The 22,055-nt window shown below is 72.5% G+C and carries 26 protein-coding genes; 13 read left to right on the top strand and 13 right to left on the bottom strand.

What is annotated here, in order from left to right:
- Positions 1 to 31 precede the first annotated feature (31 nt).
- Together NP064_RS16230 and NP064_RS16225 are read right to left on the bottom strand one after the other, a co-directional pair.
- On the bottom strand, positions 32 to 301 hold the full coding sequence (locus NP064_RS16230) for a type II toxin-antitoxin system antitoxin (RefSeq protein WP_256813707.1): 270 nt from the start codon (positions 299 to 301) through the stop codon (positions 32 to 34).
- Positions 298 to 1,266 carry an SPFH domain-containing protein gene (locus tag NP064_RS16225; RefSeq protein WP_256813705.1) on the bottom strand — a complete coding sequence of 323 codons (969 nt, stop codon included), beginning with the start codon at positions 1,264 to 1,266 and terminating at the stop codon, positions 298 to 300. The genes NP064_RS16230 and NP064_RS16225 overlap by 4 nt, the downstream gene beginning before the upstream one ends.
- 122 nt (positions 1,267 to 1,388) lie before the next feature.
- Here NP064_RS16225 and NP064_RS16220 point away from each other — a divergent pair, with 122 nt between their 5' ends.
- A complete protein-coding gene (locus NP064_RS16220; RefSeq protein WP_227568638.1) occupies positions 1,389 to 2,135 on the top strand; it encodes an SDR family NAD(P)-dependent oxidoreductase in 747 nt (248 codons plus the stop codon).
- 7 nt (positions 2,136 to 2,142) lie between these two features.
- On the opposite strand, the gene NP064_RS16215 is transcribed toward NP064_RS16220, so the two are convergent.
- Complete coding sequence (locus tag NP064_RS16215; RefSeq protein ID WP_227568639.1) at positions 2,143 to 4,482, bottom strand: LLM class flavin-dependent oxidoreductase; 2,340 nt, start codon at positions 4,480 to 4,482, stop codon at positions 2,143 to 2,145.
- Between the two features lie 213 nt (positions 4,483 to 4,695).
- On the opposite strand from NP064_RS16215, the gene NP064_RS16210 reads away from it, so the two are divergent.
- Positions 4,696 to 6,978: an exo-beta-d-1,3/1,6-glucosidase gene (locus tag NP064_RS16210; protein WP_227568640.1), complete on the top strand. Its 2,283-nt coding sequence runs from the start codon at positions 4,696 to 4,698 to the stop codon at positions 6,976 to 6,978.
- Between the two features lie 67 nt (positions 6,979 to 7,045).
- Here the strand turns inward: NP064_RS16210 and NP064_RS16205 are convergent, their stop codons facing one another.
- On the bottom strand, positions 7,046 to 8,308 hold the full coding sequence (locus NP064_RS16205) for a PP2C family protein-serine/threonine phosphatase (RefSeq protein ID WP_227568641.1): 1,263 nt from the start codon (positions 8,306 to 8,308) through the stop codon (positions 7,046 to 7,048).
- A 102-nt stretch (positions 8,309 to 8,410) separates the two neighbouring features.
- On the bottom strand, positions 8,411 to 8,908 hold the full coding sequence (locus tag NP064_RS16200) for a hypothetical protein (protein ID WP_227568642.1): 498 nt from the start codon (positions 8,906 to 8,908) through the stop codon (positions 8,411 to 8,413).
- 303 nt (positions 8,909 to 9,211) lie between these two features.
- Between NP064_RS16200 and NP064_RS16195 the strand changes: the two genes are divergently transcribed.
- A complete protein-coding gene (locus NP064_RS16195; RefSeq protein ID WP_227568643.1) occupies positions 9,212 to 10,639 on the top strand; it encodes an FAD-binding oxidoreductase in 1,428 nt (475 codons plus the stop codon).
- Positions 10,640 to 10,732: 93 nt separating this feature from the next.
- Here NP064_RS16195 and NP064_RS16190 read toward each other — a convergent pair whose 3' ends face one another.
- Complete coding sequence (locus NP064_RS16190) at positions 10,733 to 11,779, bottom strand: lytic polysaccharide monooxygenase auxiliary activity family 9 protein (protein WP_227568644.1); 1,047 nt, start codon at positions 11,777 to 11,779, stop codon at positions 10,733 to 10,735.
- 244 nt (positions 11,780 to 12,023) lie between these two features.
- Between NP064_RS16190 and NP064_RS16185 the strand changes: the two genes are divergently transcribed.
- From NP064_RS16185 to NP064_RS16165, 5 genes are read left to right on the top strand one after another with little or no spacing between them, the layout of a single operon-like run.
- Positions 12,024 to 12,401, top strand: coding sequence for a YbaB/EbfC family nucleoid-associated protein (locus NP064_RS16185; RefSeq protein ID WP_227568645.1), 378 nt, complete (start codon positions 12,024 to 12,026; stop codon positions 12,399 to 12,401).
- On the top strand, positions 12,398 to 12,721 hold the full coding sequence (locus NP064_RS16180) for a type VII secretion target (RefSeq protein ID WP_227568646.1): 324 nt from the start codon (positions 12,398 to 12,400) through the stop codon (positions 12,719 to 12,721). The genes NP064_RS16185 and NP064_RS16180 overlap by 4 nt, the downstream gene beginning before the upstream one ends.
- Positions 12,718 to 14,109: an ADP-ribosyltransferase gene (locus NP064_RS16175; RefSeq protein WP_227568647.1), complete on the top strand. Its 1,392-nt coding sequence runs from the start codon at positions 12,718 to 12,720 to the stop codon at positions 14,107 to 14,109. Before NP064_RS16180 ends, NP064_RS16175 begins: the two co-directional genes overlap by 4 nt.
- On the top strand, positions 14,096 to 14,527 hold the full coding sequence (locus NP064_RS16170) for a hypothetical protein (RefSeq protein ID WP_227568648.1): 432 nt from the start codon (positions 14,096 to 14,098) through the stop codon (positions 14,525 to 14,527). The genes NP064_RS16175 and NP064_RS16170 overlap by 14 nt, the downstream gene beginning before the upstream one ends.
- On the top strand, positions 14,527 to 15,039 hold the full coding sequence (locus NP064_RS16165; protein WP_227568649.1) for a hypothetical protein: 513 nt from the start codon (positions 14,527 to 14,529) through the stop codon (positions 15,037 to 15,039). The genes NP064_RS16170 and NP064_RS16165 overlap by 1 nt, the downstream gene beginning before the upstream one ends.
- Before the next feature lie 21 nt (positions 15,040 to 15,060).
- On the opposite strand, the gene NP064_RS16160 is transcribed toward NP064_RS16165, so the two are convergent.
- Entirely contained in the window at positions 15,061 to 15,477 is a 417-nt protein-coding gene (locus tag NP064_RS16160) for a VOC family protein (protein WP_227568650.1), read from the bottom strand.
- Between the two features lie 97 nt (positions 15,478 to 15,574).
- On the opposite strand from NP064_RS16160, the gene NP064_RS16155 reads away from it, so the two are divergent.
- A complete protein-coding gene (locus NP064_RS16155; RefSeq protein ID WP_227568671.1) occupies positions 15,575 to 15,967 on the top strand; it encodes a YchJ family protein in 393 nt (130 codons plus the stop codon).
- Positions 15,964 to 17,106 (top strand): class I SAM-dependent methyltransferase, encoded by a 1,143-nt coding sequence (locus NP064_RS16150; RefSeq protein WP_227568651.1) that lies wholly within the window; start codon positions 15,964 to 15,966, stop codon positions 17,104 to 17,106. The genes NP064_RS16155 and NP064_RS16150 overlap by 4 nt, the downstream gene beginning before the upstream one ends.
- Here the strand turns inward: NP064_RS16150 and NP064_RS16145 are convergent.
- On the bottom strand, positions 17,078 to 17,455 hold the full coding sequence (locus NP064_RS16145) for a winged helix-turn-helix transcriptional regulator (protein ID WP_227568652.1): 378 nt from the start codon (positions 17,453 to 17,455) through the stop codon (positions 17,078 to 17,080). The genes NP064_RS16150 and NP064_RS16145 overlap by 29 nt on opposite strands.
- A 54-nt stretch (positions 17,456 to 17,509) precedes the next feature.
- On the opposite strand from NP064_RS16145, the gene NP064_RS16140 reads away from it, so the two are divergent.
- Positions 17,510 to 18,061: an NADPH-dependent FMN reductase gene (locus NP064_RS16140; RefSeq protein ID WP_227568653.1), complete on the top strand. Its 552-nt coding sequence runs from the start codon at positions 17,510 to 17,512 to the stop codon at positions 18,059 to 18,061.
- Positions 18,058 to 18,258, top strand: coding sequence for a hypothetical protein (locus NP064_RS16135; RefSeq protein WP_227568654.1), 201 nt, complete (start codon positions 18,058 to 18,060; stop codon positions 18,256 to 18,258). The genes NP064_RS16140 and NP064_RS16135 overlap by 4 nt, the downstream gene beginning before the upstream one ends.
- Positions 18,259 to 18,611: 353 nt before the next feature.
- Here NP064_RS16135 and NP064_RS16130 read toward each other — a convergent pair whose 3' ends face one another.
- Genes NP064_RS16130 through NP064_RS16120 form a run of 3 tightly spaced genes read right to left on the bottom strand, consistent with a single transcriptional unit; the run spans position 18,612 to position 19,709 of the window.
- A complete protein-coding gene (locus tag NP064_RS16130; protein ID WP_227568655.1) occupies positions 18,612 to 19,010 on the bottom strand; it encodes a PIN domain-containing protein in 399 nt (132 codons plus the stop codon).
- Complete coding sequence (locus NP064_RS16125; protein WP_227568656.1) at positions 18,995 to 19,252, bottom strand: type II toxin-antitoxin system Phd/YefM family antitoxin; 258 nt, start codon at positions 19,250 to 19,252, stop codon at positions 18,995 to 18,997. The genes NP064_RS16130 and NP064_RS16125 overlap by 16 nt, the downstream gene beginning before the upstream one ends.
- A 52-nt stretch (positions 19,253 to 19,304) precedes the next feature.
- The gene (locus tag NP064_RS16120) at positions 19,305 to 19,709 is read right to left on the bottom strand and encodes a hypothetical protein (RefSeq protein WP_227568657.1); all 405 of its coding nucleotides are present in this window, start codon (positions 19,707 to 19,709) and stop codon (positions 19,305 to 19,307) included.
- A 131-nt stretch (positions 19,710 to 19,840) separates the two neighbouring features.
- Here NP064_RS16120 and NP064_RS16115 point away from each other — a divergent pair, with 131 nt between their 5' ends.
- Positions 19,841 to 20,389: a GNAT family N-acetyltransferase gene (locus tag NP064_RS16115; RefSeq protein WP_227568658.1), complete on the top strand. Its 549-nt coding sequence runs from the start codon at positions 19,841 to 19,843 to the stop codon at positions 20,387 to 20,389.
- 2 nt (positions 20,390 to 20,391) lie between these two features.
- On the opposite strand, the gene NP064_RS16110 is transcribed toward NP064_RS16115, so the two are convergent.
- Complete coding sequence (locus NP064_RS16110; RefSeq protein ID WP_227568659.1) at positions 20,392 to 21,636, bottom strand: RNA polymerase sigma factor; 1,245 nt, start codon at positions 21,634 to 21,636, stop codon at positions 20,392 to 20,394.
- Between the two features lie 6 nt (positions 21,637 to 21,642).
- Positions 21,643 to 21,987 carry a YciI family protein gene (locus NP064_RS16105; RefSeq protein WP_227568660.1) on the bottom strand — a complete coding sequence of 115 codons (345 nt, stop codon included), beginning with the start codon at positions 21,985 to 21,987 and terminating at the stop codon, positions 21,643 to 21,645.
- Between the last annotated feature and the right edge of the window lie 68 nt (positions 21,988 to 22,055).

The following is a 22,055-nucleotide window of genomic DNA, read 5'->3' as shown; positions in this document are numbered from 1 at the left end:
ATGGTGGCCGCCGCGGTGGGCGAGGGCACGATCATTCTTCCGAGCCGGACGCTGGGCGTCCTGGCCGGCGCTGCGGCCGGACGTTCCGGGGGAGTCGTCCGGCGTCAGCGAGCGAGCGCCTCAGCAGCATCTCGATCTGGGCGTTGACGCTGCGCAGGTCGTCGGCTGCCCAGCGGGCGAGGGAGTCGTGCACGGCGGGGTCGAGCCGCAGCAGCACGGACTTGCGCGTCGCCGCCCGCGCGGGTGCGGGCGGCGACGGCTCAGCGGGATCCGAAGCCCCCTGGGGATCCTCCGCGGTCATGAATAGAGCGAGCCCGCGTTGACGACCGGGGTGGCGCGCGAGTCGCTGCACAGCACCACGAGCAGGTTGGACACCATCGAGGCCCGGCGCTCGTCGTCCAGGGTGACGATGCCGTCCTTCTCGAGCCGGCCGAGCGCGTCCTCGACCATGGAGACGGCGCCCTCGACGATCCGCGAGCGGGCGGCGATGATCGCGCCGGCCTGCTGGCGCTGGAGCATGGCCTGGGCGATCTCCGGGGCGTACGCGAGGTTGGAGATGCGGGCCTCCACGACCTCGATGCCGGCGATCACGACGCGCGCCGCGACCTCGGCGGCGATCTCGCCGGAGATGAGGTCGGTGGCCCCGCGCAGGCTCTCCTCGCCCTCGTCGGCCTGGTCGTACGGGTGGGACATCGCGACGTGGCGCAGTGCCGACTCGGACTGCACCCGGACGAAGTCCGCGTAGTCCTCGACCGCGAAGCTGGCACGGGCCGTGTCGGCCACCTGCCACACGACGATCGCGGCGATGTTGATCGGGTTGCCGTCGGCGTCGTTGACCTTGAGCTCGCTGGTCTCGAAGTTGCGCACCCGCACGGAGACCCGCTTGCGGGTGGTCAGCGGCACGGTGAAGACGAGGCCGGTGCGGCGGATGGTGCCGAGGTAGCGGCCGAAAAGCTGCACGACGAGGGTCTGGCCGGGGCTGATCACGGACAGGCCGGTGAGCAGGAGGGTCGCCAGGCAGATCAGCGCCACGCCGCCGATGACCAGGAACGGCTCGCTGGCGCTTCCCGACTCGATCGCCACGAACATCCCGATCCCTGCGCCGGTGAGCGCCAGCATCCCGAGCAGGGCGAGCGCGGCGCCGCCGGCGCCCCATGACCAGGCGAGCCGCTCCGTGACGTCCACCCGGGTGCCCTCGTGCCCGACGGGCAGGCCTGCGGGGTCGCCGCCGACGGACTCTTGCGGTGGGCTCGCGATCTCGTTCACGGGGGGATCCTCTCTGCCGACGTCACCGATGCGACGTGTATAGCAAAGTGATATCACATTAATGAATTCCGTTGTCGCGGATCACCCCGCCAATCGCGCGCGGCCGGCGCCATGCTGGGGCGATGACAGGACGACGAGTGCTGGTGACAGGGGCCTCGCGGGGCATCGGAGCCGCGACAGCACGACGGTTCGCGGCGGCGGGGGACCGGGTGGCCGTGCACTACGGGCGATCAGGTGAGGCCGCCGAGCAGACGCTGGCCTCACTGGAGGGCACAGGGCACGTGCTCGCCCAGGCCGACCTCGCGGACCCGGCGGCCGTGCAGGCGATGGTCGGGGCCGTCGCCGGGCAGCTCGGCGGGATCGACGTCCTGGTCAACAACGCCGGCGCCTTCCTGCCGCACCCCATCACCGACTCGACGTACGAGGAATGGCAGCAGGCCTGGGCCCAGACCTTGGGCGTCAACCTGGTGGGCGCCGCGAACGTGACCTGGTGCGCGGTGCGGCACATGCCCGACGGCGGCCGGATCGTGAACGTGTCCTCCCGCGGCGCCTTCCGCGGTGAGCCGGGGCAGCCGGCGTACGGCGCGAGCAAGGCCGGGCTGATCGCGTTCGCGCAGTCGCTCGCCCGCGCGCTCGGGCCCCGGCAGATCGCTGTGACGACGGTCGCCCCCGGCTGGGTCGCCACCGACATGGCAGCCACCCGGCTGGCCGGGCCCGAGGGGGACCGGCGTCGGGCGGAAAGCCCGCTGGGCCAGGTCGCCACCCCGGAGGAGGTCGCCGCCGCGATCCTCTACCTCGCGTCCCCCGAGGCCACGATGGCCAGCGGGACCGTGCTGGACCTGAACGGCGCCTCGCTGCTGCGCATGTGAGAGCGCGTCACGCTGTGACGGCGTCACCGTCCGGCAGGGCGACGAGGCCGTGGAACACGCCCTGGGGGTCGACACGGCGCTTGATCTCCAGGATCCGGTCGAGCGCGGCGCCCGGGTAGGCGCTCGCTGCCACCTCCGGGCGGGCGTCCGAGGTGTACGCCGCGTAGACACCGTGGAGCCGCGGCTCGACGGTGGCCCAGGCGATCCGGAGGTCGTCCTCCCTGTCGGGCATGCCCCAGGCGGCGACCAGCACCTCGGCGTCGCGGTGGGCGAATGCCGTGGCCTCGCGGGCGACGTCGTTGACGGCCGCGCCGACGGACCGCAGCTCGAGCTGGCCGATCACGGAGTGGTCCAGCAGGGCAGCGATGGCCGCCGCATCCTCAGCCGTCATGCGGCGGAGGTAGCCGTTGCGCATCTTGATGCGCTGCTGGCCCACGTGCCGGCCGTCGTGCGGGGCGATGAGCGCCGCGTAGGGGACCAGCTGGGCCTGCTGCTGGAGCACCGGCCCGATGTCGAGCAGCGGCTCGAGCGCGGCCGCCGCCGCGTCCACGTCGTCCCCGGCCCAGACCAGCAGGGCGTGCGCGACGGGCGGCTGGGCGCCGCGGCCGGCGGAGACGTTGAGGAAGCTGGTGAGGTCGCGCGGCGAGGCGGCGAGCAGGTCGGCCCAGCGCTCGATCACCGCCGCGGTGTCCGTGGCGTCGAAGACGAGCTGGGCGAAGACGACGTTGCCATGGGGCAGGGGGAGGGCCTCCAGCTCGAGCGCGGTCACGATGCCGACGTGCGACCCGGCGCCGCGCACCGCCCACAGCAGGTCGGGGTCGGTGGTGGCGTCCGCGCGGACCTGGCTGCCGTCCGCGAGCACTAGCTCGGCGGCGGTGACGTGGTCCACCGTCATCCCGTGCTTGCGGGCCAGGTAGCCGAGGCCGCCAGCGGTGGCGAGGCCGCCGACGCCGGTGTCGCCGAAGTTGCCCGACGTCATGGCCCAGCCGCGTTCGGCGAGCCGCTCCGCGACGTGGCCCCAGGTGGCGCCGGGCCCGACGCGGAACCGTCGGGCCGCGGGGTCCAGCACCTCGTAGTCGTCGAGGCGGGACACGTCGATGACGATGCCGCCGTCGTTCGTGGACAGGCCGCCGATCCCGTGGCCGCCGGAACGGACCGACAGCGGCACGTCCTGCTCGCGGGCGAACAGGACGGCGGCGGAGACGTCGTCCGCGTCCTCGGCCATGATCACCAGCGCCGGGTGGCCCACCCGCATGTAGGAGGACCGCACGTCGTCGTAGCCGGCGTCGCGCGGGGTGAACGCCTTGCCTTGCAGGCGGGAGGGGATGGCGCCGTAGTCGACCGCTGCGCTGAGCTCGTCGTCGGGGTGCGCGGGGCTGGGCCGGCGCATGGCCCCGCCACGCCCGGGGGCGGTGAGCCGGACGGAAGGGCGGTCGGGGCCGCCGTCGCGGGCCGTGGCGCGCTCGGCGGCCACGAGCTCGCGCAGCGCCGGGGCGACCTCCTGCCCGAAGACGGCCAGGTCGCGGGGGTCGTCGCTGCTGAGGATGTAGGTCGACATCCCGTGCTCGAGGGTCATCACGGCGAGCTGATCGACCCACTCCTCGGGCGGCCCGGACAACATCCCGCTGCCCGCGGCGCCGAACTGGCCGCCGATGTTGAGCAGGCGGCGGATGGCGGACGGCTCGCGACCGGCCGCGGCGGCCGCCTCGTCGATGATCGTGTTGCCGTCGGTCAGGGCGCTGAGCGACTTCATGTACCCGAGGGACGGCAGCCACCCGTCGGCCTTGGCCCCCGTCAGCCGCAGCATGCGGGGCTTGTAGGCGCCGAGCCAGATGTCGATCGGGTGGGCGGGCGCCGGGCCGCGCTTCGCGCCGCGGACGTGGTGGTGCTCGCCGCCGGCGCGCAGGGGCGCCCGCTCGTCCGCGTCCCAGATCCCGCGGATCACGTCGATGGCCTCGCTCAGGGCGTCGACCGCCTGCCCGGGGGTCAGCCGCTGGGCGCCCATGGCCTCGATGGCGTCCCAGAACGCGCCTGCGCCCAGGCCGAGCTCGACCCGGCCGCCGCTGAGCAGGTCGAGGCTGGCGGCGGACCGGGCGAGCACGGCGGGCTGGCGCAGCGGCAGGTTCAGCACGTTCGCGGAGAGGTGGACCCGCTCGGTGCGGGCGGCGACGTAGCTGAGCAGCGTCCAGGTGTCGAGGAAGCCGGGCTGGTACGGGTGGTCCTGGAACGTCACGAGGTCGAGTCCTGCGCGCTCGGACTCCTGCGCGAGCGCCACCGTCTGCTCGGGTGCGGCGGCGGTCGGCGTGAGGAACGAGCCGAAGGTCAGGTCGTGCCCGTAGTCGGTCATGCGTGCCTCGCTCGATCGGCGCCGCCGGACAGGACCGTCCAGCCCGTCGATCGTAGGCACAGGTAGTTGAATTCGCAACTAACCCCGTGACGCGGGCGCCCGGGGATCCGAGGGCGGGCGACGCACCCTGCTTCGAATCGATTCGAAGCGTGACGCCGCGACCGGTACGGTGCTCCCCGGAGAGCACGCCACAGCCGCCGTGAGAGGACCCCCGTGACCCTGCCCTACCTCGACAGCACCCTGCCCGTCCCCGAGCGGGTCGCGGACCTCCTGGGCCGAATGACCCTGCCCGAGAAGGTCGGGCAGATGCTGCAGCTCAACGCCCAGGACGGCGTCCAGCGCCTGGTCCAGGACCTGCACGTCGGCTCCATCCTGCACACCTCGCCCGAGAACGTGCTCGAGGCGGCCGCCCTCACCGAGAAGACGCGCCTGCGCATCCCGCTGCTCGTCGCCGAGGACTGCATCCACGGCCACTCCTTCTGGGAGGGCGCCACGATCTTCCCCACCCAGCTCGGCATGGCCGCCACCTGGAACCCCGGGCTCGTCGAGCAGGTCGCCCGCACCACCGCCGTCGAGGTCGCCGCCACCGGCATCCACTGGACGTTCTCCCCGGTGCTCTGCATCACGCGCGACCTGCGCTGGGGCCGGGTGAGCGAGACGTTCGGCGAGGACCCGTTCCTGATCGGCGAGATGGCCTCCGCGATGGTGCGCGGCTACCAGGGCGACGGGCTGGACGACCCCACCGCGATCCTCGCGTGCGCCAAGCACTTCGCCGGCTACTCCGAGACGCAGGGCGGCCGCGACGCCAGCGAGGCCGACATCTCGCGCCGCAAGCTGCGCTCGTGGTTCCTGCCGCCGTTCGAGCGGGTCGCCCGCGAGGGCTGCCGCACGTTCATGCTCGGGTACCAGTCCACCGACGGCGTGCCGATCACCGTCAACCAGTGGCTGCTCAACGACGTGCTGCGCGGCGAGTGGGGCTACACCGGCACCCTCGTCACCGACTGGGACAACGTGGGCCGCATGGTCTGGGAGCAGAACCTGTTCCCCGACTACGTGCAGGCCTCCGCCGCGGCGCTGCGCTCCGGCAACGACATGGTCATGACCACCCCGCAGTTCTTCGAGGGCGCCCAGGAGGCCGTCGCGCGGGGCCTGGTCACCGAGGCCGATGTCGACGCCGCCGTCAGCCGCATCCTCACGCTGAAGTTCGAGCTCGGGCTCTTCGAGAACCCGCGCCTGCCCGACTCCGCCCGCCAGGCGGAGGTCATCGGCATCGCCGAGCACGCCGCCCTCAACCTCGAGGTCGCCCGACGCGCCGTGGTGCTGCTGTCCAACGACGGCACGCTGCCGCTCGCCGGCGGCCTCACCGCCGACGCCGGCGGGCGCGCCGTGGGCGACGGGACGCCGCGCACCGTCGCGGTGGTCGGCCCGAACGCCGACGACCCGCAGACGCAGCTCGGCGACTGGGCCGGCGCGTCCGGGCAGGTCGACTGGATGGTCGGCGGGATGCCGCGCCACATGACGCAGACCGTGCTCGACGGCTTCCGCGACCACGTGCCGTCCGACTGGACCGTCACGCACGCCCGCGGCGCGGACATCCTGACCGTCGGCCCCGACCCCGAGGGCCAGTTCTTCCCCGACGGCCAGCCCCGGCCCGAGGTGGTCATCCCCGCCGAGCCCGACGCGGCGATGATCGCCGAGGCCGTCGCCGCAGCGCAGGCCGCCGATTACGTGGTCGCCGTGGTGGGAGACCGCATCGAGCTGATCGGCGAGTGCCGGTCCACGGCGACCCTCGAGCTCATCGGCGGGCAGGTGGCCCTGCTCGACGCGCTCGCGGAGACCGGGACGCCGATGATCGTGGTGCTCGTCAGCTCCAAGCCGCTGGTGCTGCCGCCCTCGGCCATGGGCGCCGCGGCGATCGTCTACGCCGCCAACCCTGGCATGCGGGGCGGCCGCGCCGTCGCCGAGCTCGCCCTCGGCCTCATCGAGCCGTCCGGGCGGCTGCCCATCTCGTTCGCGCGGCACGTCGGCCAGCAGCCCACGTACTACAACCAGGTCCGCGGCCAGCACGGCGCCCGTTACGCCGACCTCACGCAGAGCCCCGCGTTCGCGTTCGGCGAGGGGCTCGCCTACACGACCGTCGAGTACGAGGACCTGCGCGTGCTGACCCCCGAGGTCGGCCTCGCGGACACGGTCCGGGCCCAGGTCACCGTGCGCAACACCGGATCGCGGCCCGCGGTGGAGACCGTGCAGGTCTATCTCAGTGACACCGTCACGTCGGTCACCTGGGCCGACAAGGAGCTCAAGGCGTACCGCCAGGTCGAGGTGCCAGCAGGGGAGAGCCGCACCGTGGACCTCGAGCTGCCAGTGGCCGACTGCACGCTGGTCGACGCCGACGGGCGCCGCCTCGTGGAGCCGGGCGCCTTCGAGTTGCTCGTCGGGCCGTGCTCACGCGATGAGGCACTGCTGCGCGCGGGCTTCACGGTCACGGCCGACTGAGCTCGTCGCCGGCGTCCAGGCCCGTCCGATGTGAGGGGGTCGCCGAGCTCGGGGCTGTCCGACGCGACTACCGCGCGTCGGCTGACCCGTGCGTGGTGTCTGACCCGTGGTTGGTCCGGCGGCGCGTGGTGCCGCCGTGCCACTCGATCAGCAGCAGGGCGGCGTCGTCCTGGACCTCGGCGCCCACGGTCTCGAGGAACGTGCGTGAGATGTCCTGCGCGACGTTCCGGGGATGCTGGTCGGCGGTGTCGCGGAGCGCCCCGGGCAGGTCGAAGGCGGCGGCGCTGCGCTCCAGCATGCCGTCGGTCATCAGCAGGAGGCGGTCGCCCGGGTGCATCGTGATCTCCTGGGGCTGGTACTCGTGCGCCCGCAGACCGAGCATCGGGTTGTTGGTCGGCGCGACGTTGGTGACGTGCCCGTCGTGGAGCAGGAGGGCGCCAGGGTGCCCCGCGTTGATGATCCGGACCACCACGCTGCCGTCGCCGTCGTCCGGGTCGGCGGAGGGCCGGAGGTCGATCTCCAGGAGGATTCCCGTGACGTAGTCGCCGACACCGCTGCCGGCGTTGCCGCCGTAGCCGATGAGCGCCGTGTTGGCGGCGTGGGCCTGCTCGACCAGGGTGGCCCCCTGCCGACGGGCGTTGCGCAGCGCGTTCACCGTGAGCGTCGCGAGGAGGGCGGCGTTGAGGTCGTGGCCGACGGCGTCGGTGAGGGTGGCGATGAGCCGGTCGGCGGACGCGACGTAGTCGAAGGTGTCACCGGCGGCACTGGCGGAGGGCTCGAGCCAGCCGGCGAGCGTGAAGGAGCCTCCCTCGCACACGAAACCGAGCGGCAGCAGCCGGCGCTGGATCTCCCGGGCGAGGGTGAAGTCGGCTGACCGCATGGCCGTCTCGTAGGTGTCGGTGTGGCGCTGGTTGGCGACCACGACGTAGCCCAGGGCGTGCGCCACCGCCGCGAGCTGCTCGGCCGACGCCGCATCGAGCGCCAGTTCGGCGGCGTCTGCGCCAGAGCCGTGCGGCATCTGCACCGCGAGGACGCCCAGGGCGTCGCCCCGCACGGTGACAGGCGCGTAGGCGCGTCCGCGCGCGTCCTGCACCATCCGCTGCTCGCGCCAGGCGCGTCCCGGGTCGGTGCCGTCGAGCGAGAAGCGGATGTCGGGGTCAGCGTGGTCGACGAGCGTGTTGCCCGCGGCGTCGGCGATCAGGAACGAGGCGGACTCGACGCCCAAGGTCCGGCGCAGCGTGTCCGCGGCAGCGGACATCGCCTCGGCGGGGGACACGTCCTCTGCGGCTGTGAGCAGGGAGGAGATGTCGACCAGAGGGGAATCCGTCACTGTTCAACGATGCCACGCCCGGACGGCGGCCGCCGAGGAAACCCTGGGACGTCGCGCGGGCGGTGGAGACGACAGTCGGTCCCCTCCACCGCCCGCTGACGATCAGCGAGTGCCTGCCGCGTTGGCGACCTGACTGTCGGCGACGCGGTCGTCGCCCTCGTCTTCCTTCGCCAGGAGGCCGGCGCCGATGGCCCAGATCGCCGCGCCGATGAGGCCGACCCACACCCCGATGTCGGTTGACAGGTCGTCACCGCGCTCGAGGCCGCCCATGGGGTTGATCGCGAAGGCCAGGCACTGAATAGCCGCGGCGATGCCCACGGCCATGGTCACCAGCGTCAGGCCCCGGTGCTGCCCGCGCCGAGCCCGCTTGTTCGCGTAAATCAGCGCGATGAGGAGCCCGATCCCCAGGTAGGCGATGAAGGGCACGAGGGAGTCGGTCTCATACCCCGTCCTGGGGTCGGCCCCATCGGGGTTCACCCAGTTGAGAAATGGCGAGATGTTGAACAGCACGATCCCTACTGCGGCCACGACGAGGCCGGTGGTCTTCGCCTTGTGAGGCTCGCGGGTGGCGTTGCCACCGGGTGTGCGGGGTGCAGCCATGAAAGCCTCCAGTGTCGGTGTGGTGAGTGCGCTACCACGCTTGCATCCCGGTCCCGACCGCGCGACCTGAAACCCCTGTTCGCGCGTACCCGTGACACGCAGGTCTGACGAGCAGCACGGCGAACCATTTGTTGGATGGCGACAACAATGCGCGCGAGTCCGCCGTCGATCGCTGTGTGGCGTGGGCAGTGCCGATCCGTCCGGGCGGGCGATGGTCGCGACGAGAGACCCGTGGCCCGTGTCGGCGGCGTGCTCCACGATGGAATGACTGCTGCGCGCCCGTCATCCGACCGGAGGCCCGTCATGTCCGAGACCCGCTCGTCCGTGAACGCCCCAGCGCTCGACCAGGCGGCGATCGCTCTGCTCCGAGGCGCGCACCGCGGGCCGGTGGTCGCCGCCGAGGACGAGGAGTGGGAGGCATCCCGACGCCCGTGGCATTCCGGCGTCGACCAGCAGCCCGCGCTCGTGGCGCACGTCGCCGACGCCGCCGATGTCGAGGCGGTGGTGCGCTGGGCCCAGCAGCACGGGCTGGCTGTGGCCGCCCAGCCACGCGGCCATGGCGCCACCGCGCACCTCGACGGCACGGTGCTGGTGCGGACGGCGGCCCTCGACGAGATCGCCGTCGACGCAGCCCGCCGGACGGCGCGGGTTGGCGCGGGCGTCTCCTGGCAGGCCATGTTCGACGCGTTGGACGGCACAGGGCTGGTCGCTCTGTCCGGCTCCAATCCGAGCGTCACCGTCGTGGGCCTGATGCTCGGCGGTGGGCTGTCCTGGTTCGGCCGGGCCTTCGGCACCCCCGCCAGCTCACTGCTCGCCGTCGACCTGGTCGACGCCACGGGGACGTCGCACACCGTCACCGCCGAGTCCGACCCCGACCTCTTCTGGGCGCTGCGCGGAGGCGGGGGCGACTTCGGGGTGGTGACGGCCGTCGAGATCGCGCTCCACCCCGCGCCCGAGCTCTACGGCGGACGCCTCGCCTTCGCGGGCGAGCAGGCTCCCGAGGTCCTGCGCGCGTGGGCCGAGGTCACCCGCACCGCGCCCGACGAGCTCGCCACCTGGGCGATGCTCATGCACCTTCCCGACCTGCCGCAGATCCCCGAGGAGGTGCGCGGCCGCTCGTTCATGAGCGTCGACGTCATGTTCGTCGGCCTCCCCGACGAGGCGGAGGCGCTGCTCGCCCCGCTGCGGGCCGTGGGCCCGACCATCCGCGAGACCGTGCGGGCGCTGCGCGCGAGCGAGATCGGCGGCATCGCCGAGGAGCCCGTCGAGCCTGGGCCGCCGATGCGCGCGGTGTCCCACCCGTTCGACGTGCTCGACGACGACGTCCTCGAGCACGTGCTCGCCACCGCTGGCGTCGGCAGCGGGACACCGCTGGTGGGTGTGCAGATGCGGCACCTGGGCGGCGCGCAGACCGCCGCGGACCCGAGCACCGGGCCGGGAGCGCAGATCCGGCCCGGCTACGTGCTCGCGGCGATGGCGCCGGCGTTCAGTCCTGAGGCGGCGGCGGTGGTGGACGAGGCCCTGCGCGGCCTGGTCTCCGCGGTGCCGCGCTCGGAGCACGGGCTGGGGATCACCTTCTTGCAGGCCGATCAGCCGATCGAGGACGCCTACGGCGCCGAGGCGGTGGGCCGGCTGCGCGAGGTCAAGCAGGCCGTCGATCCGGACGGGTTGTTCCGGTCGAACCACCCCGTCCACCCCGTCCACCCGGTGCGGCCCGCCCCGGCCACCTGACTGGCTCGCGCCTGACCGGTCGGCCCCGACGCGTGGAGGTCAGGGCCGACCGGCGGCATGCGCGGCAACGGGACCGCGCCGTGCGGGGTGGGGCTAGGCGAGCGCGCAGGTGGCCGTCAGGTTGGTCGACCCGGTGCCGAGGAATCCGGCGGTCGTGGACCCGCCAGCCGCCAGGCTGCCGTTCCACGAGGCGTTGCTGATCACGTTGCCGCCAGACAGGGTGCCGTTCCACGCCTGGGTGATGGTCGCCCCGTTGACGGTGACCTTCCAGCCGTTGATCGCACTGGAGCCGGCCGTGACCGTCACCTGCGCCTGGTAGCCGCCGTTCCAGCTGTTGCCGACGGTTACTGTCGCCGCGCAGGCGCCGACGGGCGGGATGGTCGGGGTCACCGTGGGCGTCGGTGTCGGGGTGACGGTCGGGGTCACCGTCGGCGTGGGCGTCACGGTCGGGGTGACCGTGGGCGTCGGGATCGGCCCGTCGCCGATGACGATGTCGCTGCACAGGTAGTACGACTGGTCGAGGTGGCTGGCCTGCCAGATCGTGTAGAGCACCGCGCGGCCGCTCCGGCCCGGGATGCTCACGTCGGTCTGGTACTGCCCTGCCGGGGCGTAGCGACCGGTCTCCTTCAGCAGGGTCAGGTCACCCCACCCCAGGCTCTGGGTGGTGGGGTCGAAGCCCGGCTTGGACACGTAGACCTTGAGGTAGTCGGCGCCGTGCTGCGCCCCGTCGGTCAGAGTCAGCGTGAAGTTGTTGGGCACGGACGTGGCGGTCCAGTTGCCCGGGGTGTCGAGGTAGTTGTAGCGGCCGCCCTCGGTGCGGCCGCCGCTGCAGAGCTGCCCGTCGGGGATGGCCTGCTCGTGGCGCCCGCCCACGTTCTCGCGGTAGAGGCCGTTCCAGTTCCACATGGCGCTGGGGTTCGCCTGGAAGGCGCCCCAGCACATCGGGTCCTGCTGCTGCATCTCGGGCGCCTGGTGCCGGTCGCCCCAGCGGTCCAGACACCCGTAGTTGCGTGTGGGCGGGTCGGTGACCGACCCGTGGGCGGACGCGGTGGTGGCCACGAGCGAGGTGGTGAGCGCGGCGGCGACGATGGCGAGGGGTAGTGCGACGGCGACCTTGCGCAGATGCGCGCGGATGGACATGCGATCTCCCGGTGCTCGGCGTGTTGGCTGCGTGTGGTCCCCGCGTCCTGCGGGCGCCCCGATCAGGAGGACGGCTGTGTCGCTCGCGGAGGTCATGACCACCACAGTCGAGTGCACAGCCACTTTCGACGCCGGACGGGCGTCGGACCAGCACGCGAATGGTTTAGGGAGCGATCTCCTCGTCGCTGGACCGATCGAGGGACAGACCGGGTCGAAACGGCCCATCTCTCGGTAGCCTGCGCGCGTGACGGCCTTCTACGACGACCCCGACGCAGCCATCGCCAAGGTGCAGCGCGACATCGCCGACGCGCAGGAACGGGCCCGGCGGGCCGGAGAGGTCAAGGCGTCGATCGACCGCGTCCGCGGCCGCATGCGCAGCAGCCGCGGCGAGGTCGAGGCCGAGGTCGATGCGACGGGCAGGCTGACCGACCTGGTGCTCGCCGACGCGGCGACGGCGCTGCGGCCGGACGACCTCGCCGCGCTGATCCGCGAGACGGTCGACGCCGCCGCTCGGGACGCGGGACGGCGCGCCGTGGCCGTGACCGACGACGCGTACGGCGAGGGGTCGGCCATCAGCGGCCAGCTGCGCGCCGAGCTCGACGCGCGCGAGGTATCCCGGTGAGCGCGGACGCGATGGTCGTGGACACCGAGGTGCTGCGGCGCCACGCGGCCCGGGTCCAGCAGGTTGCCTCCGACCTCGCGACCGCGAAGGCCGCCGCCGCGACGACGAGCCTCCACAGCGGGGCGTTCGGGTTGCTGTGCTCGTTCCTGCCGCCGATCGTGCAGGGTGTGGACGACGCCGCACGGCAGGCGATCTCGGCGGTCCACGAGGCGTCCGACGCCGCCGTCGGCGAGCTGGGGTCCATGGCGCGATCCATCGACGCGGTCGACGAGCGGGTGCAAGAAGCTCTCCGTGGTCTCCTCGCGGCGCTCGACCGGTGAGCGCCAACCCGCTCGTCGCGGGGCCGGTCAACACGTCGTCGGCGTTCGGCGGCCTGGGCGTCGTGGAGTCGGTGGCGGACCTGTGCTCGGCCCTCGAGTCCGGGTCGTGGCTGTCGACGGGCATGGCCGGGGTGGGGGCCGTGATGGACGTCGCCGCGACCGTGATCGACCCGTTGGGGTCGTTGATCGCGGCGGGCCTGGGCTGGTTGATGGAGCACCTGCAGCCGCTCAAGGGGTGGCTCAACGATCTGACTGGTGACGCGGGAGCGGTGCTGGGCTTCGCGGGGACATGGGACAACGTCGCCGGAGCGATGGGCGCTGCCGGGGACGAGCTCGTCCGGGTGGTGCGGGCCGACCTGGAAGACATGTCGGGGGAGTCGATCACCGCCTACGCGGCCTACGCCGACGCGCTGGCCGAGCGCATCCGAGTCACCGGCGACTCGGCGTCGGCGATGGGATCGGCGCTGACGACCTGCGCGATGGTGGTGCAGGTGGTGCACGACCTGGTGCGCGACACCCTGGCCCAGCTGGTCGGCTCGATCATCTCCTGGGCGGCCGAGGCGGTGTTCACCCTCGGGCTGGCCACCCCGGTGATCGTGGGGCAGGTCTCGACACGTGTCAGCTCGCTGGCCACCAAGGTCGGCAAGTCCGTCACCGACGTGCTCACCTCGGCGAAGTCGCTCAAGAACCTGCTCGAGGCCATGAAGGACGCGTTGCGGCAGCTCGCCGGCAGCGTCCGCGCCAAGAGCCCTGACGTCGGCGACGTCTTCCTGCCCTCGCGTCTGCCCTCGACGCCGCCGGCTCGGACGGCGCTGCCCGACATCTCCGACCTGAGCCACCCACGGGACGGGGGAGACCTCGACGCGTGGGCCGACGCCGTTGCCGGTCGCCATCCCGACCTCACACCTGACGAGGTGAAGGCGATCTATCGTTACACCACTGACGACGGGTATGAGGAGATGAACGGCTTCCTGCGAGGAACGTCACCACCTTCTCCGCAGGATGCGGCGCGAATCCAGCGGGACGTCGACGATGCGGTGGCAGGGCTCAGCAAACTTCCTCAGACAAGTGGGACGTACTTTCGGGGGACAGACCTTCCTGCTGACGTCCTCCAACGCTGGCAACCCGGGGAGAAGGTCTCCGATCCGGCGTTCTGGAGTACCAGCACCAAACCCTCGATCGCGGAGGAATTCAGGAATGGTGGCAACGCGTTCATAACGATCAGGGGTGGCCGACGCGGGGTTGATGTGCGAGCACTATCGCACTATGGCCGCGAAGCTGAGGTATTAGTTCTCCCTGGGGCGCCACTTCGCGTGATGAGCCGAGAGTGGGATCCAGGGGGATTTTGGCAGATGGCGGCCAGGGAGGTTGTCGATGATATTTCGTAAGAAGCGTGAGTCCCCTCCTGTGCCTCCGGAAGAGGATGTCGATCCGCGGAGCCTGTATCGGTTCTTGTCGGCGGACGAGTTGATGGCTCTCGATCCGGCTGACCATGAGGCGCGCGAGCGGGCTTACCTGGAGTGGATCGACGAGGAGTACGAGCGCGAGTGGGGCCCTTTTGATCCGAGCAAGATCAGCCGGGAGAAGGGCAAGTTCCCGGTCATCACTCGGACTGTGGGGAGGACCCTTCCGGACGGCACCGAGGTGGTGTTCGACCCTCCGATCGAGCCGCCGACGTGGGATGCGGAGTTGATCTACGACTACGACGGCCACGGGAACCTGTTGCCGGAGGATGAGCGTCCGAGCGTGATCCGCGCACGTGAGCGTGAGCGAGCCGCGAAGCGGCCTGAGGGAGAGGACCACTGATGAGCGAGTCCGGGCTCGGCCAGTTCCTGGATGCGATCGACAAACTGCCTGCGTTCAACGGGATCGCGTTCCGAGGTCTGGCCGCCGGTGAGGTGGAGCCGCCTCCGCTGGGCGTGGTGACCGGGGTGCTCGCGGCGTCGCGTGACGCGCGGGTCGCGAGCGAGAACTTCACGGCGGGGCGGCTCCTGGTGCTGCTGAACCGCACGGGTCGCGACGTCTCGATGTTCGCGGAGCGCCCCGCCGACGCCGAGATCGTGGTGCGCCCCGGCTCGGTGTGGCACCGGTTGACGGAGTTCGAGACGCCGGGAATCGCGGCGCCGTTGCTGGTGCTCGAGGAGCTCGACGTCGCGGATGTCACGGCATCGCCCACCGAGTGGGGCGACACCCTCGCCGAGCTGACCGCGCGGGTGACCCGGGCGGTCCAGCAGTCGCTCGCGGCGGCGCCGAACGAGATCGGTTCACCTGGGAAGTTCGTCGGGCCGTGGCCCGCCCAGGTCGCCGAGCGTAGGTGAGCCAGGGCTGATTGGTCGGGCTCAGCCCTGGGCCGGGATCTCCACGAGGACCAGCTCGTTGCCGTCGCCGTCGCGGAACGTGAACATGGGCGGCGTGCCGGGCAGGTCGAGCACCTCGTCCACGTCGACGCCCAGCTCGGAGAGGGCCCGCCACGCCGCGGCTGCGTCGTCGGTGGTCAGCCGGATGCCCGTCTGAACCCCGGTGGGGAGGTCCGAGCCGCTCGTGAGGCCGATGGTGGTGGCGTCGTCCGCGGAGTTCGGAGCGGCCACCTCGACCCAGCGCCGGTCCCCGTCGAAGGTGCTGTCCATCTGGACCTCGAAGCCGAGCGCGCTCGTCCAGAAGCCCACTGCTTGGTCCATGTCCGTGACCGGCACCACGACGGTGCGGATCCCCGTGATCGATGAGAGGCCGGGGGCGTCGTTTCCCTGGGTGCTCATGGTCGTCCTCCGATGAGTCGATGGCCTTCCTCTCGGACACTAGACCGGGCCGTTGCGGGGCACATCTGGGCCGAGAGCGGCCAGAACTCGCGGGATGATGGACGACGTGAACCACGACCGTTGCCCGTGCCTGAGCGGCCAGACCTACGACGAGTGCTGCGGGCGGTTCCACCGCGGCGAGGCGCTGGCGCCCACGGCGGAGGCGCTGATGCGCTCGCGGTTCTCCGCCTTCGCGGTCGGCGATGTCGACTACCTGCTGCGCACGTGGCACCCGAGCGCCCGACCGGCGACCCTGGAGCTCGATCCCGATGTCCGCTGGTACCGCCTCGACATCGTCGCCAGCACCGCCGGCGGGCCCTTCGACGCCGACGGGACGGTCGAGTTCCGCGCGTTCTACCGGTCGGCTGACGGCGCGGGCTCGCAGCACGAGGTCAGCCGGTTCGTCCGGGAGGACGGCGCCTGGCTTTACGTCGCGGGGGTGACGTCATGACCGACGACGTGCTGGACACGCTGCGGCGCGCCCCGGACCTGGAGGCGCCGAACCTGTTCGCGGTGGACGCCTCGGACCGGCTGATCCTTGACGAGGCAGCCCCCTCGCTGGCGGAGGCGCCCGCAGGCTCCGTCGTCGTGATCGGCGACCACTACGGCGCGCTGACCTTGGGCGCTGCCGCCCGGCTCGGGGCCACGGGGATGAGGACGCACCAGGACCGTCTGACGGGCGAGCTCGCGCTCGCGGCCAACGCGGAGCGGGCGGGCCTTGCCGGCGCCTTCGAGTCGCTGCCCTTGGGCCCGTCCCTGGTGGCCGGGGCCCGCGTGGTGCTGCTGCAGCTGCCGCGATCGCTCGAGGCGCTCGACGAGATCGCCGGCCTGATCGCCGAGCACGCCGACCCCCGGGTCGTGGTGGTGGCCGGCGGCCGGCTCAAGCACATGAGCCGCACGATGAACGACGTGCTCGGCCGGCACTTCGCGTCGGTGCAGGCCAGGCTCGCGCGGCAGAAGTCCCGGGTGCTGGTCGCCGCCGACCCGCTCCCCGAGGATCAGCGGCCCGCGGGCGCCTGGCCCGCGCGGGAGCGCCACAGCCTGCCCGGAGGGCGCAGTGTGATGGTGTGCGCGCACGGTGGCGCCTTCGCGGGGACCAGCGTCGACATCGGGACGCGGTTCCTGCTGGAGCACCTGGCCCAGATGGCGCCCGACGCAGCGACCGCCCTCGACCTGGGCTGCGGCACGGGGCTGCTCGCCGTCGCGCTGGCCCAGTCGCGGCCGAGCCTGCGCGTCACCGCGACGGATGAGTCGTTCGCCGCGGTGACCTCGGCCCAGGCGACCGCCGAGTCCAACGGCGTCGCCGACCGGGTCACCGTGCTGCGGGCCGACGCCGCGACCGGCGTGCCGGACGCGAGCATCGACCTGGTGGTGCTCAACCCGCCGTTCCACGTCGGCGCCGCGGTGCACCCGGGGCTGGCCCGGCGGCTCTTCGCCGATGCCGCGCGGGTGCTGCGTCCGGGCGGCGAGCTGTGGGCGGTGTGGAACTCCCACCTGATGTACCGGCCGACGTTGGAGCAGGTGGTCGGCCCGACGCGTCAGGCAGCCCGCAACGCCAAGTTCACGGTGACGGTCTCGACCCGTCGCTGACCTTCCCGCCGGGCTCAGTGCCCGGCGTGCGGCCCGGATCGGGCAGGTGCCGCTGCGCCCACCGGCTGAGCTCATGCAGGCCGGGCGCCAGCGCCTGCCCTGACTCCGTCAACGAGTACCGCACTGTGACCGGCGGCCCCGGCTCCACGGCTCGGGCGACGACGCCTGCTGCCGTCAGCTCGGCGAGCCGACCCGCGAGCACCGAGTCACTGGCGCCGACCGCGCGGCGCAGCGCGGTGTACCCCAGCGGGCCGTCCACGAGGGATCCCAGGATCACCCCGTTCCACCGCTTCCCGAGCAGACCGAAGGCTCGCGCCAAGGCGCCGGCGCGCTCCGGGTCGGCGGTCATCTGTGTCAGACTACGGGATTAGAAGTCACTTCGAAAAGAGAAGTAGGTGGGTCCGTGGCTGACCTGATCGTCGGATGCCTCGTGGGGAGCCTCGCGCAGGGCTCCCTCAACCGGCTGCTGGCCGAGGCGCTGGCCGCCCGGGCGCCCGAGGGCGTGAAGATCGCGGAGATCCCCATCGGCGACCTGCCGATGTTCAACCGCGACCTCGAGGCCGACTACCCGCGGGTCGCCGTCACGTTCAAGGAGGCGCTCGCCGCCTGTGACGCGCTGCTCTTCATCACTCCCGAGCACAACCGCAGCATCCCGGCCGTGCTGAAGAACGCCATCGACTTCGCGAGCCGCCCCAAGGGGACCAACGCGCTCGCCCACCTGCCCGCCGCGATCCTCGGCGCCTCGCCCGGCCCCATCGGCACGGCCGCCGCCCAGGCCCACCTCCGCTCGATCCTGCCCGCCCTCGACGTGGTGCTGATGGGCCAGCCGGAGATGTACCTGCAGGTCACCCCGGCATCCTTCGACGCGACCGGTGCGCCGGAAGACGCGCTCGCGGCCCGGCTCGACGAGTTCCTCGACACGTTCGTCGCGTTCGCGCGCCGCCACCACGCATGAGCGCCAACCGCGAGCGCGGGCTCAAGCTGCGCAAGGCGATGGCCGTGGCGGTCGCGCTCGCTGTCTTCGTGAGCTCGTTCGTGGCGTCGCAGTCCACCCACGGGGTCCGCGACTTCATCACCGTGCTGGTGATCGCGCTCGCCGGCATCGCCGTTGTCGGCGGGCTGGTCCATCTGGCGACCCGCAACCGCCCGTAGGTCGGACGCTAGACGGCGGCGCGCAAGGCCTCGGGCAGGTCGACCGGCGCCGTCGAAGCGATCCACCGGCTCACGTCGACGCATCCTTCCGCGGCGTACGCCCCGCACGCCGGGCATCGCCACACCGTGTGCCGGCGCCGCGGCGTGCACGTGCAGCCGACGTTCCGCTCCGCGGGGCGGCCCGCTCCGCGGAGCGTCCACGAGGCGCCGCACAGTGGGCATCGTCGAGGGGGGACCCGTTCCCAGCCGCCCTGCGGCACGCGGGTCCACCGGGACCATTCGATCGACATGCCCTCACGGTAACTCGAACACCTGTTCGAACGCGTCTCGGACGTTGCGGCACACCCGCACGGTCAGGGCGTGAGAGAGAGGACTCCTGGCAGGTTGCCGAACCTCGCCTTGCTGTCCAGGGACATCACGGCGCGGCCGTGCTCGAGGGCGTGCGCCGCGATGATCAGGTCGTGTGCTCCCCGCGGGACGCCCGCACGACGGGCGTGCGCGATCAGCCGCGCGTGCTCGGCTGCGGTGCGGGCCGTGTAGTCCAGCACCGTGACGGCATCGGTGATCGCGGCGAGGATGCGAGCGCGGTCGGCCGCGCGCGTGGGGGTGTCGGCGAGCTCGATGCCGGTGCGGAACTCGGCCACGGTGGTGGCGGCGATCGCCAGGTCGTCGTCGTCAAGTGACGACACGTCGAATGCCTCGCGTTCGTAGGCGATGAGCGTGTTCGTGTCCAGGATCAGTCGACGGGCCACGGGTCGCTCTCGTCTGCTGTCAGCAGTGACGTGGCTGCGGCGATGTCTGACATGAGGGCGTCGTCCAGGCGGGGTAGGCCGGTGAGTGCCGCGCGGAGTGCGCGGCCTGTCGACGGGACCGCCGGACGGATCTCGGCGACGACATGGCCGGCGCGTGTGACCTGCACGGTCTCGCCATGCTCGACGGCGTCGAGCAGGTCCGAGAAGCCACGGGACGCCTGGGTGGCGGTGACTGTCTTCATGGGCCGATGGTACCTCGGAATCAGAGAATCAGATTGGCTAGGCAGGTGAGTGTCAGGCAGGCTGGCGCTGGCGTGAGCGTTGGCCGATCGCGGCCACCAGCGCGACGCCCACCGCCGAGCCCAGCGCCACCAGCGCCGCGCCGATCGGCCAGAGCCCATCCGCGTTCTTGTCGGTCGCGGCGTCGACTGCGAAGGCCAGCGTCAGGACCACCGGGATCGTCACCAGGGCAGGAACCAGCCGGCCCGCGCGACCCGCGAGGAACGCCGCTGCGCCCAGCACGACGACGAGCGCGATGACCTGCCAGGCCTCGTAGGGCCCGGTCTCGTTCTGCGTCACCGGGTCGAGCGTCTTCGACTGGTCCCAGCCCAGCAGGGCGAGGTAGGCGATCAGGGTCACCGCGGCGAGTCCGACGACCCAGACGAGGGTGCTGCCACGGGGTGCGGTCGGTGCGTTCATGGGGTCAGGCTCCCACGGCGGCAGGCGCTGGCGGCCGGGAATCTCGGAACGACATGTCCCGGGCTGGGTTCCCGTCGATCCAACCTCGGAAACGCCTGGACGGCGCCCCGCGCCCATGCCACGGTCGGGCGATGACGACAGACGACCCGGCGCAGGTGTCCTCCCCGGCCGGATCCGCGACCGTCGAGCTCGTCGCGTTGCCGGCCGCGACGCTTCGCTCGCTGGCGGCCGGAGACCTCGCCGCGGCGAACCTGACGGCTCCGGCGCCGCTGACCCCGCTCTTCGTCGGGGCTCGCGCGAGATACGTGTGGGGCCTGCGGAGCCGGCAGGTGGAGGCCGACCCGGCCGCGGTGCCGTGGATCACGGGCGCCGTCGTCGACACGGCGACCGGCGCCGTCGTCGGCTACGCCGGTTTCCATGGCCCGCCCGACGCGCAGGGGATGGTGGAGGTCGGGTACACCATCGATCCCGATCATCGACGCCGCGGACACGCGCGGGCGGCCCTCCGCGCCCTTCTCGACCGCGCGCGGCGTGAGCCGTCGGTGCGGGTCGTGCGGGCGACCATCAGCCCCGACAACGCCGCCTCACGATCGCTCGTGCTGCAGCACGGGTTCGTGGAGGTGGGGGAGCAGTGGGACGACGAGGACGGGCTCGAGATCGTCTTCGAGGTCCCGGCCTGACGTCAGGGCGCCCGGTCGCCCGGCAGTGACGCTCGGGCGTGGCGGAGGAACTCCTGCTCGGCGGCGTTCGCGGTGCGCTCGATCGCGGCGTCGTAGGCCTGGGCCGCCTCGGCGGTGCGGTCGAGCCGTCGCAGCAGGTCGGCGCGGACGGCGTGCAGCAGGTGGTAACCGTCGAGGTCCAGCGCCTCCACCAGGTCCAACGCCGCCGCGGGGCCGGACACCTCCGCCACAGCCACGGCCCGGTTCAGGGCCACCACCGGCGTCGGGGCCAGCGTCAGCAGCAGGTCGTAGAGCGCGAGCACCTGCCGCCAGTCGGTGGCCGACGCGGTGAGGGCGTCGCTGTGCACCGCCTGGATCGCGGCCTGCACCTGGTACGGCCCCGGGCGGCCACGGCGCAGGCACGCGCGCACCAGCGCTTGGCCCTCGTCGATCAGCCCGCGGTCCCAGCGGGCGCGGTCCTGATCGGCCAGCAGCACGAGCTCGCCGCCCGGCCCGGTGCGGGCGTCCCGGCGTGACTCGGTCAGCAGCATCAGGGCCAGCAGGCCAGCGGCCTCCGGCTCGTCGGGCATCAGCTCGACCAGCAGCCGGCCCAGCCGCACCGCCTCCGCGCACAGCTCGTCGCGCACCAGGCGGTCGCCCCACGACGCGGTGTACCCCTCGTTGAACACCAGGTACACGACGGCCAGCACCCCGCGCAGCCGATCGGGCAGGTCAGCGTCCTGCGGCACCCGGTACGGGATGCGGGCGTCGCGGATCTTGCCCTTGGCGCGGACGATCCGCTGGGCCATCGTCGGCTCGGGCACCAGGAACGCATGCGCGATCTCCGCGGTGGTCAGGCCGCCCAGCATGCGGAGCGTGAGCGCCACCTGAGCGGCGGGCGCCAGTGCCGGGTGGCAGCAGGTGAACAGCAGGCGGAGCCGGTCGTCGCGCACGGGACCCTCCTCGATCGGCTCGTCGCGGGCGTGCAGCAGCGCCGCCTGGGCCTGCCGGTCGTCGCGCATCGCATCGCGGCGCAGCCGGTCGATCGCGCGGCGGCGGGCCGTGGTGATGATCCAGCCCGCGGGACTCGGCGGCAGCCCGTCGGCGGGCCAGCGCCGCACCGCCTCGGTGAACGCGTCCTGCACCGCGTCCTCGGCGAGGTCGAGGTCGCCGAGGACCCGCGTCAGGACGGCCACCGCCCGGCCGTGCTCCCGGCGGAAGACCTGGCCGATCTCCTCCGGGGGCACGGCGCCGCCGGGCCGTGGCATGTCGGGTCAGCCGCCCTGGAACGGCCGCACCTCGATGGGCAGGGTCGTCGCCCCAGCGAGCTGGCTGCCCCAGTCGAGCGCGGCGTCGAGATCGGGCGCCTCGATGATGGTGAAGCCGCCGAGGTGCTCCTTGCCCTCGACGTACGGCCCATCGGTGACGAGCACCTCGCCGTCCTGGGCGCGCAGCACCGTGGCGGTCGACGTCTCGTGCAGGCCGCCTGCGAACACCCACACGCCGGCGTTCTTCATGGCCTGGTCGACCTTCTGCACGTCGGCGACGATCTGCTCGAGGTCGACGCCGGCGGGCGGCGCGGCATCGGGCTGGTAGACGCTGAGCAGGTACTGAGTCATGTCGTGACCCTCCTCGTGAACGGCGCCGACGGTGTGCCGACGTCTCACCCTCTAGACGTGCGGGGCGC

Source organism: Cellulomonas chengniuliangii, assembly GCF_024508335.1.
In the GTDB taxonomy this organism is placed as follows: Bacteria; Actinomycetota; Actinomycetes; order Actinomycetales; family Cellulomonadaceae; genus Cellulomonas_A; species Cellulomonas_A chengniuliangii.
Note: the sequence above shows the minus strand (reverse complement) of the source record. Positions and strands in the feature narration are given on the sequence as shown.

Excerpts from the sequence above, each read along its gene's own strand:
- NP064_RS16230 (WP_256813707.1), bottom strand. The coding sequence starts at position 301 with ATGACCGCGGAGGATCCCCAGGGGGCTTCGGATCCCGCTGAGCCGTCG.
- NP064_RS16105 (WP_227568660.1), bottom strand. The coding sequence starts at position 21,987 with ATGACTCAGTACCTGCTCAGCGTCTACCAGCCCGATGCCGCGCCGCCC.
- NP064_RS16160 (WP_227568650.1), bottom strand. The coding sequence starts at position 15,477 with ATGAGCACCCAGGGAAACGACGCCCCCGGCCTCTCATCGATCACGGGG.
- NP064_RS16150 (WP_227568651.1), top strand. The coding sequence starts at position 15,964 with ATGACCGACGACGTGCTGGACACGCTGCGGCGCGCCCCGGACCTGGAG.
- NP064_RS16110 (WP_227568659.1), bottom strand. The coding sequence starts at position 21,636 with ATGCCACGGCCCGGCGGCGCCGTGCCCCCGGAGGAGATCGGCCAGGTC.
- NP064_RS16215 (WP_227568639.1), bottom strand. The coding sequence starts at position 4,482 with ATGACCGACTACGGGCACGACCTGACCTTCGGCTCGTTCCTCACGCCG.
- NP064_RS16220 (WP_227568638.1), top strand. The coding sequence starts at position 1,389 with ATGACAGGACGACGAGTGCTGGTGACAGGGGCCTCGCGGGGCATCGGA.
- NP064_RS16190 (WP_227568644.1), bottom strand. The coding sequence starts at position 11,779 with ATGTCCATCCGCGCGCATCTGCGCAAGGTCGCCGTCGCACTACCCCTC.
- NP064_RS16125 (WP_227568656.1), bottom strand. The coding sequence starts at position 19,252 with ATGAAGACAGTCACCGCCACCCAGGCGTCCCGTGGCTTCTCGGACCTG.
- NP064_RS16200 (WP_227568642.1), bottom strand. The coding sequence starts at position 8,908 with ATGGCTGCACCCCGCACACCCGGTGGCAACGCCACCCGCGAGCCTCAC.
- NP064_RS16155 (WP_227568671.1), top strand. The coding sequence starts at position 15,575 with ATGGACGACGTGAACCACGACCGTTGCCCGTGCCTGAGCGGCCAGACC.
- NP064_RS16145 (WP_227568652.1), bottom strand. The coding sequence starts at position 17,455 with ATGACCGCCGACCCGGAGCGCGCCGGCGCCTTGGCGCGAGCCTTCGGT.
- NP064_RS16170 (WP_227568648.1), top strand. The coding sequence starts at position 14,096 with ATGATATTTCGTAAGAAGCGTGAGTCCCCTCCTGTGCCTCCGGAAGAG.
- NP064_RS16195 (WP_227568643.1), top strand. The coding sequence starts at position 9,212 with ATGTCCGAGACCCGCTCGTCCGTGAACGCCCCAGCGCTCGACCAGGCG.
- NP064_RS16120 (WP_227568657.1), bottom strand. The coding sequence starts at position 19,709 with ATGAACGCACCGACCGCACCCCGTGGCAGCACCCTCGTCTGGGTCGTC.
- NP064_RS16165 (WP_227568649.1), top strand. The coding sequence starts at position 14,527 with ATGAGCGAGTCCGGGCTCGGCCAGTTCCTGGATGCGATCGACAAACTG.
- NP064_RS16115 (WP_227568658.1), top strand. The coding sequence starts at position 19,841 with ATGACGACAGACGACCCGGCGCAGGTGTCCTCCCCGGCCGGATCCGCG.
- NP064_RS16135 (WP_227568654.1), top strand. The coding sequence starts at position 18,058 with ATGAGCGCCAACCGCGAGCGCGGGCTCAAGCTGCGCAAGGCGATGGCC.